10 protein-coding genes are annotated in these 12129 nt (G+C 73.5%); 7 read left to right on the plus strand and 3 right to left on the minus strand.

From position 1 onward, the window contains the following. Nucleotides 1–17: 17 nt before the first annotated feature. The gene (locus ACIQBJ_RS14685) at nt 18–812 is read left to right on the plus strand and encodes a class II aldolase/adducin family protein (RefSeq protein ID WP_400708792.1); all 795 of its coding nucleotides are present in this window, start codon (nt 18–20) and stop codon (nt 810–812) included. A gap of 75 nt (nt 813–887) precedes the next feature. Here the strand turns inward: ACIQBJ_RS14685 and ACIQBJ_RS14690 are convergent, their stop codons facing one another. Further along, nucleotides 888–1829 carry a TetR/AcrR family transcriptional regulator C-terminal domain-containing protein gene (locus ACIQBJ_RS14690; protein ID WP_400708794.1) on the minus strand — a complete coding sequence of 314 codons (942 nt, stop codon included), beginning with the start codon at nt 1827–1829 and terminating at the stop codon, nt 888–890. 169 nt (nt 1830–1998) lie between these two features. On the opposite strand from ACIQBJ_RS14690, the gene ACIQBJ_RS14695 reads away from it, so the two are divergent. From ACIQBJ_RS14695 to ACIQBJ_RS14705, 3 genes are all read left to right on the plus strand, one after another. Next, the gene (locus tag ACIQBJ_RS14695; protein WP_400708796.1) at nt 1999–3216 is read left to right on the plus strand and encodes an FAD-dependent monooxygenase; all 1218 of its coding nucleotides are present in this window, start codon (nt 1999–2001) and stop codon (nt 3214–3216) included. 961 nt (nt 3217–4177) lie between these two features. Beyond that, a complete protein-coding gene (locus ACIQBJ_RS14700; protein ID WP_400708798.1) occupies nt 4178–4519 on the plus strand; it encodes a hypothetical protein in 342 nt (113 codons plus the stop codon). Nucleotides 4520–4556: 37 nt separating this feature from the next. Further along, on the plus strand, nt 4557–5837 hold the full coding sequence (locus tag ACIQBJ_RS14705; RefSeq protein ID WP_400708800.1) for a hypothetical protein: 1281 nt from the start codon (nt 4557–4559) through the stop codon (nt 5835–5837). 71 nt (nt 5838–5908) lie between these two features. Here the strand turns inward: ACIQBJ_RS14705 and ACIQBJ_RS14710 are convergent, their stop codons facing one another. Next, nucleotides 5909–7861: a fibronectin type III domain-containing protein gene (locus ACIQBJ_RS14710; protein ID WP_400708802.1), complete on the minus strand. Its 1953-nt coding sequence runs from the start codon at nt 7859–7861 to the stop codon at nt 5909–5911. A gap of 445 nt (nt 7862–8306) precedes the next feature. Here ACIQBJ_RS14710 and tdh point away from each other — a divergent pair, with 445 nt between their 5' ends. The 3 genes from tdh to ACIQBJ_RS14725 all read left to right on the plus strand — a co-directional run bounded on the left by tdh (nt 8307) and on the right by ACIQBJ_RS14725 (nt 11740). Then, entirely contained in the window at nt 8307–9338 is a 1032-nt protein-coding gene (gene tdh, locus ACIQBJ_RS14715; RefSeq protein WP_400708804.1) for an L-threonine 3-dehydrogenase, read from the plus strand. Nucleotides 9339–9385: 47 nt separating this feature from the next. Further along, on the plus strand, nt 9386–10576 hold the full coding sequence (locus ACIQBJ_RS14720; RefSeq protein ID WP_400708806.1) for a glycine C-acetyltransferase: 1191 nt from the start codon (nt 9386–9388) through the stop codon (nt 10574–10576). A gap of 243 nt (nt 10577–10819) precedes the next feature. After that, a complete protein-coding gene (locus tag ACIQBJ_RS14725; RefSeq protein ID WP_400708808.1) occupies nt 10820–11740 on the plus strand; it encodes a LysR family transcriptional regulator in 921 nt (306 codons plus the stop codon). 39 nt (nt 11741–11779) lie between these two features. Here ACIQBJ_RS14725 and ACIQBJ_RS14730 read toward each other — a convergent pair whose 3' ends face one another. Then, on the minus strand, nt 11780–12121 hold the full coding sequence (locus ACIQBJ_RS14730) for a S26 family signal peptidase (RefSeq protein ID WP_400708810.1): 342 nt from the start codon (nt 12119–12121) through the stop codon (nt 11780–11782). Nucleotides 12122–12129 lie beyond the last annotated feature (8 nt).

Genomic DNA, 12129 nt, shown 5'->3' on the forward strand with positions numbered 1-12129 from the left:
CCCTGAGGAGAGCCGCCATGTCCGACACCGAGTCGATCCTCGACCGGCTGCCCGCCGATCTGGTCTTCCGCCTCCCGCCGAGCTTCGCCACCGTCGAGGAGGAGCGCCGCCACCGCAAGGAACGGCTGGCCGCCGCGCTGCGGATCTTCGGCAAGCTCGGCTTCGAGGAGGGCGTGGCCGGGCACATCACCGCCCGCGACCCCGAGCGCACCGACCACTTCTGGGTCAACCCGTTCGGGATGTCCTTCAAGCACGTCAAGGTCAGCGACCTGGTGCTGGTCGACCACCACGGCACCGTCGTCGAGGGCCGCTACCCCGTCAACCAGGCCGCCTTCGTCATCCACTCCCGCATCCACCGGGCCCGCCCCGACGCCGTCGCCGCCGCGCACAGCCACTCCACCCACGGCCGGGCGCTCTCCGCGCTCGGCCGCACCCTGGAGCCGATCACCCAGGACGTCTGCGCCTTCTACCAGGACCACGCCCTGTTCGACGACTACACCGGCCTGGTCACCGACCTGGAGGAGGGCGAGCGGATCGCCACCGCGCTCGGCCCCCACAAGGCGCTGATCCTGCGCAACCACGGCCTGCTCACCGTCGGCAGCACCGTGGACGCCGCCGCCTGGTGGTTCATCACCATGGAGCGCTCCTGCCAGGTCCAACTGCTCGCCCAGGCCGCCGGGACACCCGTCCCGATCTCGGCGGAGAACGCCGCCCTGACGTACCGCCAGATCGGCAACGACCTGGCCGGCTGGGTCAACTACCAGCCGCTGCACGACCAGATCGTCCGCGAGCAGCCCGACCTGTTCGACTGACCGTCCCATCCCGGCCCGGCCCGTCCCATCCCGGCCCGGCCCGGCCCGGCCCGTCCCAGCCTGTCCCGGCCCGCCTCAGCCGAGGCGGGCCGTCCGCTCCACCAGGGCGGCCAGGCCGTCGAGTTGGCGCTGCAGGCCGAACTCGAACAGGCCGTCCAGGTCGAAGTCGTAGCCCTCCTCGGTGAGTCGGCGGAAGGTCGGGAAGCCGGCCACCAACTCGCTGTAGCGCGGCTCCTGCTGGTCCATCCAGGCTTCCGCGTCCTGCCCGGTGGCGGCCTCCGCGGCGGCCTCCAGCTCCAGGTTCAGCGCCGTGCCGCGGACGTAGTTCACCAGTGTCAGGTAGGCGGTCAGCACGTCCTGCAGCGCCAGCCCGGCGCCGACCAGCGCGGACAGCATCCACTCGCCGAACGGGAGCGCGTTGGGCAGCGGCTGGGGCCGGGTCACCGACAGTGCGGAGGCCAGCCACAGGTGCTCCCGGCACAGCGCCCAGAAGCGGTGTGCGGCCAGCTCCAGCTGGGGCCGCCAGGGCAGCGCCGTCTCGGCGGGGGAGAACCGCAGTTCGGCGAAGACCCGGTCCATCATCAGGTCGACCAGGCCGTCCTTGTCGGGCACGTGCCGGTACAACGACATGGTGGCGACGCCGAGTTCGGCCGCCACCCGGCGCATCGACAGTGCCTCCAGGCCCTCCGCGTCGGCGACCGCGACCGCCGCCGTGACGATCCGCTCCGCCGTCAGGCCGCCGTCGGCGGCCGGGCGCCGGGCCGCCTGGGCGGGGCGGGTGGCGGGCCGGGCCGCCGCCGCGGTGCCCGTGTTCTCGGCGACCACCGTGCCGACCCCCGGGACGGCCCGCACCAGGCCCCGGGTGCGCAGCTCGGCCAGCACCTTGGTGGCGGTCGCCATCGCCACGCTCCACCGCCGGGTGATCTCCCGGGTGGACGGCACCCGGTCGCCCGGTCGCAGGTCGCCGGACTCGATCCGCTCCCGGAGTTCGGCCGCGATCTGCTCGTAGCGGTCCACCCGCCCCACCTCCGCACTAGTGCACCAGTGGGGCCATGCTAGCTGCCGGGACGGTCGGGGCGCCAGGGCGGGGCCGCCCCGCCACCGCACTAGTGCACTAGTGCGGTGGCCCAACTGCCTTGGCTTCAGCGGTTGACCAGTGCACTGCGTACGCCGTACATTCAGAGCCATGGAGAACACCGACATCCTCGTTTCGGGCGGCGGAATCGCCGGCCCGGCCCTGGCGTACTGGCTACGCAAGGCAGGCTTCCGCCCCGTCGTGGTGGAGCGCGCCCCCGCCCCCCGGCCCGGCGGCCAGACCGTCGACCTGCGCGGCGCCGGCCGCACCGTCATCACCCGGATGGGACTGCTCGACCGGGTCCGCGACCTCGCCGTCGACCAGCGCGGCATCGCCCTGGTCGACCGCGACGGCCGGCACACCGCCCGGCTGCCCACCGAACTCTTCGGCGGCGAAGGCATCGTCTCCGACCTGGAGATCCTCCGCGGCGACCTGGCCGCCGTCCTGTACGAGGCCAGCGCCGAGGACGTCGAGTACCGCTTCGACGACAGCATCACCGCCCTCACCGAGGACGCCGACGGCGTGCACGTCACCTTCGAGAACTCCCCGCCCCGCCGCTTCGACCTGGTGGTCGGCGCCGACGGCCTGCACTCCGTCACCCGCCGCCTCGCCTTCGGCCCCGAGAGCGAATTCGTCGTCCCGATCGGCGGCTACACCGCCTGGTTCACCGCCCGCACCGAACTGGACCTCGACGGCTGGTTCCTGATGTACAACGCCCCCGGCGGCCTGGTCGCCACCGCCCGGCCCGGCCGCCTCCCCGGCGAGACCAAGGCCGGCTTCGGCTTCCGGTCCGCCCCGATCGCCTACGACCGCCACGACCGCGCCGCCCAACAGCGCCTGCTCACCGAGAAGTTCGCCGGAGCGGGCTGGGAGAGCGACCGGCTGCTCGCCGCGATGGCCGACGCCGACGACTTCTACTTCGAATCCCTCGGCCAGGTCCGCATGGACAGCTTCACCCGCGGCCGCACCGCCCTGATCGGCGACGCCGCCTGCTGCCCCACCCCCCTCACCGGCCTCGGCACCAGCCTCGCCCTGGTCGGCGCCTACCTGCTGGCCGGCGAACTCGCCACCGCCCGCGGCGACTTCACCACCGCCTACGCCAACTACCAGCACCGGATGCAGCCCTACGCCGCCAAGGCCCGCGAACTCCCCCCGGGCGGCATGTCCGGCTACGCCCCGGGCAGCGCCGCCATGATCCGCCTGCGCGCCGCCTCCATGCGCTGGATGACCCGCTGGCCGCTGCGCCGCATCATGGAGGCCCAGGTCGCCAAGGCGAGCGAGGTCGAACTCCCCGACTGCACCGACGCGTTCGCCGTCCCCCGGGGGTGAGCCGCCCCGCCGCTCCCCGGACCTGCCCGCCCGTCGTCCGGCCGCCGGCCACCGCCCGCCGGCCTCCGCCGGGAGGCCAGCATCGCCACCAGCAGCACCTTGACGCACTGCGGGTCCGGCGAGTCCGACCGGGGCGGGTCGGGCAGCGCCAGGCTCCCGCCCAGGGCCGCGAAGTCGGCCAGCGCCAACGCCGGGGTCCCCATCACGGCACCGGTCTCCAGGTGGAACGGGAAGGGCACCTCACGGGCCGGATCGACCTCCAGCGGGGCGTACTCCTGGAGCACCGTGCTGGAGAACACGCTCCGCTTCCGGCCCACCTGGCGCAGCGGCCGCCCCTCGGTGGTGATGTAGAACGACCGGTCGGCCTGACCCGCCACCCCGACCACCCAGCCGCCCGGATGCACCCGCACCACCTTGTCGCCGACCTTCTCCCGCCCGGTCGACGGAGCCAGCCCCTGCCCGGGCGCGACCCGCGCGAAATCCGCGCAGTACGTCAGGAAGTCCGCCCAGACCCGCCCGGCCGCCGCCCGCCGCTCCGCCTTCCGCCGATCACCCTCGGCCACCCGCTCCCGGGCGGCCCGCTGCGCCCGCTCCATGTCGTCCATCAGTCCCATGCGCCGCATGCTAGGGGCCAGCCCGCCCGCCCTCCAGCAGGCCACGGACCCACTCCTGCCGGGTGTGTCCGAACCGTGGCCCGTTCGGAACGGACCCGGACTGCCCCGGCAGGTCGCCGGTCGAAAGAATCGGCGACGGACAGCACTTCCGAACGGGGGAACGGAACGTGGGAACCGCCACTGGCACACGACCGGACCGACGGGTCCTGCTGCTCGCCCTGACCGCCGTCCTGCTCACGGCGGGCTGCGGGTTCGGCGATCCGGCGCCCCGCCGTGCGGGGATACGGACGACGCCGGACGGGGCGATCGAGTTCTTCTTCCCGTCGTGCAGCCGAAACCTCGAACGAGTGACTGCCAAGCCCCTTGACGACCGGACCGTGGGAGCGCTGTTCTGGCAGGTCTCCGGCCCGGTCGCCCGGGCGACCGTACAGGGGGACTTCACGGTCGGGAGCGCGTCGCAGTTCCGGGACGTCGCGCTTGCCCCGGCGGGGCCGCTCCCCGCCCTCTTCGAGGTGGGGCTCGGTTGCCAGGGCGACGACTACGAGTACGAGGTGGTGGTGAACACCGCCGGACTGCCCAAGGAGAACCCGTCCGACGGCAAGTTCTGGCAGCAGCCGGTCGGCGACACCGGCTACGTCGCCCGCTCCGCCCAGGAGATCACCGACGCCGAGTGCCGATCGGACAGGTGATCCGGAGCCGTCGGGGCCGGGTGGCAGGATGCCCGGCGTGATCTGCGATGTGTGCGGGCGGGCGATGGAGCGGTGGGACGTGCCGCCCGGCCGGTGGTGGCGGGAGTGCTGGGAGTGCGGGTGGTGCCGGGCGAAGGTGACCCGGCACGGGCCCTGGCTGACGGTGAGTCGGCAACCGTACGTTCCGTGGGACCTGCGCTGGGAGCGTGCCTGTTCGGACCTGCTGCCGGACGCGGGGCGGCACGCGTACAGCAGCCGGGGGCGGACGCTGTGCGGCATCGAACGGCCCGACCTGGCCGGCTCCCCGTACGGCGGGTGGGGGTACGACGAGGAGGAGTGCCCGGACTGCCGGGCCGAGGCGCTGGCCGTGGACGCCCGCTGGCCGGAGGAACTGCGGGAGGGCTACGGGGACTTGCTGGCCCCGCCGCCGGAGCCCGACCCGCTGGACGACCCGGACCGGGTGGTGCCGCCGGACGAACTCGGCCGCCCCGACCTCGTGCTGCCCGCCGTCGCGTGGAGCCCGCGCACCCGCGTCCTGGAGGCCCGCCCGACCGACCGGAAAAACTCCGACGACGGGTACCGGTGGATCGGTGACGGCCCGTTGGCGCTCCGGCTCCCGGCCCGCTGGTTCTGCTACGCGGGCGTCCCGTACCCGCCGGCCGACCCGTGGGCGCGCGACCCCGAGGACGGCTTCGGCCGCTCCTTCGACCTGCTCCCGCCGCTCGACGAGGACTCCTTCACCGGTGACTGGTCCTGGTTCGGGGAAACCGACAGAAGGGGCGGAACCGACGGAAGGGGCGGAACCGACGGAACCGGCGAGCCGCTGGAGCACCGCACCGCCGTGACCGACCGGATCGCCGCCGCCCTGGCACCCGACGGCCTCGCCCTCCCGGCCGACTTCGTCGCGCTGATCACCCGGTCGAGGCTGCACCGCTGCCTCGACCGAGCGGGCGGCGACCGGACGGACGTGGCGGGGCCGCTGCCCAGCCCGCTGCACCCGGACGACCGGCTGGTGCCGTTCCTGCGCGAGGGCCAGAGCCTTTACCTCCAGTACATCTACCTGCACCGCGACGGCTCCTCCGCCGTGGTCGGTTCCACCCGGGACCTGACCGAGGAGCCGGTCGAACGGTACGGCCCCGACGGCGAGTCGGTGCCGGTCGGGCCGGTGGAGCTGTTCTGGTGCGCCCCGAGCGCCGAGGTGTTCGCCTACCGCTACCTGGCCGAGGAGACGCTGCGGACCGCAGCCCGGGAACGCCGCCGGGCCGGCGACCTGGACCCGGAGCACCTCGCCCACCTGGCGCACTACCTGCGGTCCTGAAGCGCGGGCGGAAAGGGGCCGGCCCCGCGCCCTGTGGGGTGGGGGCGGGGCCGGCGGGGAGTGGTGGTGCGTCAGCCGGTGAAGCCGGCCGTGATGGAGGTGAACTGCCAGTCGGACTGGGCGATGCCGGAGCAGGTCTCCTGGAGGCCGCCGCCCGCGCAGCCGCGGTCGCGGTTGACGGACCAGAAGGCCAGCCGGGCGATGTGGTTGGTGTTGGCCCAGTCGCGGATCGCCGTCCAGTTGGCGATCGTGGTGGTCTCGTTGTTGTCGCTGAGGCCGTTCATGCCGGAGATGCCCACGTGCGCGTACGCGGTGGCGTCGTCCCAGCCGTACACCGACTTCAGCTTGTTCTTCAGGCCGGTGGCGGCGCTGACGGTGGCGGCGTACATGTCGGTCGAGGCGTTGCCGAAGTCGAACGGCATGATGGTGAAGACGTCGATGTCCGCGCCGAGCGCCTTGGACTGCTCGATCAGCCGGTTGCCGTCCGCGGTCGGGCCGCTGGTCGCGGTGCCGAAGGTGACGATCGTCCGGATGCCCGGGTTCTTCTGCTTGACGATCTTCAGCGCGTTCAGGATGCGGTCCTGGACGGTGTAGTTCTCGAACTCGTCGGTGTTCTCGATGTCGATGTCGATCGCCTTCAGGCCGTAGGCGTCGATCACCTTCTGGTAGGCCCCGGCCAGCGCGGTCGCGTCGGCGCAGTTCGGGCCGAGCTTGTTGCCCGACCAGCCGCCGAAGGACGGGACGACGTCGCCGCCCGCGGCCCGCACCGCATTGATGGTCTGCTGGTCCACGCCGTTCAGCAGCGGGCGCTGGCTGTCCCAGGTCGGGTTGCAGCCGTTCTGCGCCAGCACGAAGGCCAGCGTGAACCACTTGATGCCGGTGGCGTTCATGACGGTGGCGGCGGCCGGCGGGTTGCCCCAGCCGTTGTACAGGTACGGCGCGGCCTGCTTGAAGCCGCTCGGGACGGTCACCGGCGGCGTGGTCACCGCGAGGGTGTTGGAGGCGGCCGAGGCGTTGCCCGCCGCGTCCCGGGCCTTGACCGTGAAGGTGTACGCGGTCGACGCGCTCAGCCCGGTGACGGTCGCGGTGGTGCCGGTGACGGAGGTGTTCAGCGTGCCGTTCCGGTACACGTCGTACGCCGTCACGCCGACGTTGTCGGTGGACGCGCCCCAGCTCAGCGACACCTGGGTGGCGGCGGTGGCGGTGGCGACCAGGTTGGCCGGCGCGCTCGGCGCGGTCGTGTCCGAGCCCGAACCCGTGGTCACGGAGAGGGAGTTGGAGGCGGTGGAGGCGTTGCCCGCCGCGTCGTGCGCCTTCACGGTGAAGGTGTACGCGGTGGCGGCGGTCAGGCCGGTGACGGTCGCGGTGGTGCCGGTGACGGTGGTGGCCAGCGCGCCGTTCTTGTACACGTCGTAGCCGGTGACGCCGACGTTGTCGGTGGACGCGCCCCAGGACAGCGAGACCTGGGTGGCGGCGGTCGAGGTGGCGACCAGGCCGCTCGGCGCGGTCGGCGCCTGGGTGTCCGGCGTGCCGCCGCCGGGGCCGTCCAGGCTGATGTCGTCCGCGTAGTACGTGCCCTGCCCGTACCAGCCGTTCAGGTACACCTCGGCGGTGGTCTGGGCGGCGCCGGTGGTGAACGACACCGTGAGCTGCTGCCAGTTGGCGGCGGACGGCGTCCAGGTCGAGCCGCCGCCCGTCACGCCCAGGTAGACGTAGTTGCCGCGGACCCAACTCGACAGCGAGTAGGTGGTGTTGGGCTGCACGGCGACGGTCTGCACGCACTTGGCGTTGTCGGCGGAGCTGACCGCCGCGGCCAGCGCCTTGCCGCCGCCGTGGACGGGCGTGGAGACCACCGAGCCGAGGCCGCCGGAGCAGCTCCAGCCGCTCAGCGTCCCGGTCTCGAAACCGGGGTTGGTCAGGATGTTCGCGGCGCTCGCACTGCTCGGGACGGCCGCGACCGCGGCGGTTGCCAGCAGCAGGGCGGCGGCACCGACCGCGGTGAAGCGACGGTTGGGGGCGTGCACGGGTACCTCCAGTGGGGGTTGGGGGTGGAGGTGCGGGGGAGCGCGGACTACAAAATGGACTGGACCAATTGCGGATGTCAAGGCTTGGTCAAAACCCGGACCCTCCGTTGACCCTCCGTCAACCCCCGCCTGACGCACCGCCGACACGCCGCGACCCGGCCCGCCCCGCCCCGCCGGAGCGGAACGCCGCTGCTCCGTCCGGGTGTCCCCCGGCACGCCGCGCCGGGCTCCGGGGCCCTGCTCGGGCACGATCGTTCAGCCCTGCTGTGGCACCCGTTAAGAATTCCTCGATGGACCGCACCCGCCGTGACCAGGCAGATTTCACCCTGCCCGGTCGGTGGCCGCCGCACGCCGGGCCGCCCGACCGGACCTGCGCCCGCGCAGGCCCGCCCACCGGCCTGCCGACCCGCAGACCCGGACCGACCCTGCGTCAGGAGCGCTCGCCGTGAAGGCACTCGTCAAGCTGAACGCCGAACCCGGCCTCTGGATGACCGACGTCCCGGAGCCCGAGATCGGTCCCGGCGACGTCCTGATCAAGGTCCTGCGCACCGGCATCTGCGGCACCGACCTGCACATCCGCAAGTGGGACGGCTGGGCCCAGCAGACCATCCGCACCCCGATGACCATCGGCCACGAGTTCGTCGGCGAGGTCGCCGCGACCGGCGCCGCCGTCACCGACGTCAACGTCGGCGACCTGGTCAGCGGCGAGGGCCACCTGGTCTGCGGCAAGTGCCGCAACTGCCTGGCCGGCCGCCGCCACCTGTGCCGCAACACCGTCGGCCTGGGCGTCAACCGGGACGGCGCCTTCGCCGAGTACGTCGCGCTGCCCGCCTCCAACGTCTGGGTCCACCGCGTCCCCGTCGACCTCGACGTCGCCGCGATCTTCGACCCGTTCGGCAACGCCGTGCACACCGCGCTGTCCTTCCCGCTGGTCGGCGAGGACGTCCTCGTCACCGGCGCCGGCCCGATCGGCATCATGGCCGCCGCCGTCGCCAAGCACGCCGGCGCCCGCAACGTCATGATCACCGACGTCTCCCCGTACCGCCTCGACCTGGCCCGCCGGATCGGCGTCACCCTCGCCCTCGACGTCTCGCAGCACACCATCGAGGAGGGCCAGCAGAAGCTCGGCCTGCGCGAGGGCTTCGACGTCGGCCTGGAGATGTCCGGCCGCCCCGAGGCCATGCAGTCGATGATCGCCAACATGACGCACGGCGGGAAGATCGCCATGCTCGGCCTGCCCGCCGAGGACTTCCCGATCGACTGGGCCCGCGTCGTCACCTCGATGATCACCATCAAGGGCATCTACGGCCGCGAGATGTTCGAGACCTGGTACGCGATGTCCGTGCTGCTCGAAGGCGGACTCGACCTCACCCCGGTGATCACCGGCCGGCACGCCGCCCAGGACTTCGAGGCCGCCTTCGACGAGGCTGCCGGCGGCAACTGCGGCAAGGTCATCCTCGACTGGACGACGCTGTAAGCGCTTTCCCGACCAGCCCGCCGACCCCTCGTTAGGAGCGACACCCCGTGTTCGAGAACGTCCGCGACGACCTCGCCGCCACCCTCGTCGAGATCCGCGACGCCGGCCTGTTCAAGCCGGAACGCGTCATCGGCACCCCGCAGTCCGCCGAGATCACCGTCACCTCCGGCACCGGCGGCCAGGTGCTCAACTTCTGCGCCAACAACTACCTCGGCCTCGCCGACCACCCCGCCGTGGTCGCCGCCGCCAAGGACGCCCTCGACCGCTGGGGCTACGGCATGGCGTCGGTCCGCTTCATCTGCGGCACCCAGGACGTCCACAAGGAACTGGAGCAGCGCCTCTCCCAGTTCCTCGGCCAGGAGGACACCATCCTGTACTCCTCCTGCTTCGACGCCAACGGCGGCGTCTTCGAGACCCTGCTCGACGAGCGCGACGCCGTCATCTCCGACGCCCTCAACCACGCCTCCATCATCGACGGCATCCGCCTCTCCAAGGCCCGCCGCCACCGCTACGCCAACCGCGACCTCGCCGACCTCGAGAAGCAGCTCCAGGACACCCAGGACGCCCGCCGCCGCCTGATCGTCACCGACGGCGTGTTCTCCATGGACGGCTACATCGCCCCGCTCGCCGAGATCTGCGACCTCGCCGACCGCTACGACGCCATGGTCATGGTCGACGACTCGCACGCCGTCGGCTTCGTCGGCCCCACCGGCCGTGGCACCCCCGAACTGCACGGCGTCATGGACCGCGTCGACATCATCACCGGCACCCTCGGCAAGGCCCTCGGCGGCGCCTCCGGCGGCTACGTCGCCGCCCGCCGCGAGATCGTCGCCCTGCTGCGCCAGCGCTCCCGCCCCTACCTGTTCTCCAACTCGCTCGCCCCGGTGATCGCGGCCGCCTCGCTCACCGTGCTCGACCTGCTGGAGACCAGCGACGACCTGCGGGCCCGGCTGCGCGCCAACACCGAGCTGTTCCGGACGAGGATGACCGAGGCCGGGTTCGAGATCCTGCCCGGCGAGCACGCCATCGCCCCCGTCATGGTCGGCGACGCCGCCAAGGCCGGCCGCCTCGCCGAACTGCTGCTGGAGCGCGGCGTCTACGTGATCGGCTTCTCCTACCCGGTGGTGCCGCACGGCGCCGCCCGCATCCGGGTCCAGCTCTCCGCCGCCCACAGCACCGAGGACGTCGAGCGCGCCGTCGCCGCGTTCGTCGACGCCCGGGCCGCGCTGGAGGGCTGAGCGCCCCACCGACCAAGGCGCGGTACCCACCCTCGACCGCGCCGTTCCCCGACGGGAACGCCCCGCCCGCAGCCGGGGCGCCCCGTCCGGCGCGGGGAGCCGATGCACCCGGCTCCCCGCGCCCTCCCATGCCCGCCCCGTGCCGACCCCGTGCCCGCCCGGTGCCCGTGCCCGCCCGGTGCCCGTGCCCGTCCTTCGCGGTCCCGTCCCGGCGCACTCCGCAGCCCTGGCAGAATTGACCACGTGATCGACGCACGACGGCTGCGGACCCTCCGGGCCGTGGCCGACCACCGGACGGTGACCGCCGCGGCGGCCGCGCTCTACCTGACCCCCTCCGCGGTGTCCCAGCAGCTCACCGCCCTCGAACAGGAGACCGGCCACACCCTGCTGGTCCGCGCGGGCCGCGGCGTCCGCCTCACCGCCGCCGGGGAGATCCTGCTCAGCCACGCCGACGCCGTCCTCGCCCAACTGGAACGCGCCGAGGCCGACCTCGCCGCGTACAGCACCGGCGCGGCCGGCGAGGTCACCGTCGCCGCGTTCGCCACCGGCATCGCCCTCGTCCTGGCCCCCGCGATAGCGGACCTCGCCGACACCGCCCCCGGCCTGCGGGTCCGGGTCCTCGACGCCGAGGGCGACGCCAGCCTCCCGATGCTGCTCGACGGCCGCGCCGACATCGCCGTCGCCGTCGAGTACCGCGGCGCGCCCCGCCCCGACGACCGCCGGCTCGCCATGCTCCCGCTGTACGCCGAGCCCTTCGACGCCGTCCTCCCGCTGCACCACCCGCTGGCCGGCCAGGACGGCCCCGTCGCCGTCGCCGACCTCGCCGCCGAACCCTGGATCGGCCCCTACCCCGGCAACCCCTGCCACGACGTCGTCCTGCTCGCCTGCGAACACGCCGGCTTCCAGCCCCGCCTGGTGCACTCCTCCGACGACTTCCGCGCCGTCACCGCCCTCGCCTCCGCCGGCGCGGGCGTCGCCCTCGTCCCCCGCTCCGCCCTGCGCGGCGCCGAACTCTCCACCGTCGCCGTCCGCCCCGTCGACAGCGCCCTCGCCACCCGCCGCGTCTTCGCCGCCGCCCGCGCCGGCGCCGAGCACCACCCCCTGATCCGCCCCGTCCTCACCGCCCTCGCCGAAGCCGCCACCCACCTCGACCGCCCCACCTGACCCGCCCCGCCCCCGGGCGCGGCGGGCCCTGACGGGGCGTCAGCGGACCTTCGCCGCCGCGCCCGGGCGGGGGACGCCGTCGACCGCCGTGCAGATGCCGAGGACCCGGTCGTGGCCCGTCCAGCCGTTGACACGGCCCCGGTTGTTGCTGATCTGCACCCGGCGGCGGGCGGGCTCCAGCGCCGAGACCAGGTGCAGGTACACCGTGCCCGCGACCCGGGCCAGCACGATGTCGCCGACCGCGAGTCCCGTCGGATCGACCGGGGCGACCGTCACCAGCTGCCGACTCCGGATCAGCGGGACCATCGACGACCCCGTCGGCCGGAACTCCACCGTCGCCCCCGCGGCCACCCGGGCCGCCACCGCGTCCATCGCTCCCATCGCGCGAG

The sequence above is a fragment of the Kitasatospora sp. NPDC088391 genome (genome assembly GCF_044753345.1).
Taxonomy (GTDB): domain Bacteria; phylum Actinomycetota; class Actinomycetes; order Streptomycetales; family Streptomycetaceae; genus Kitasatospora.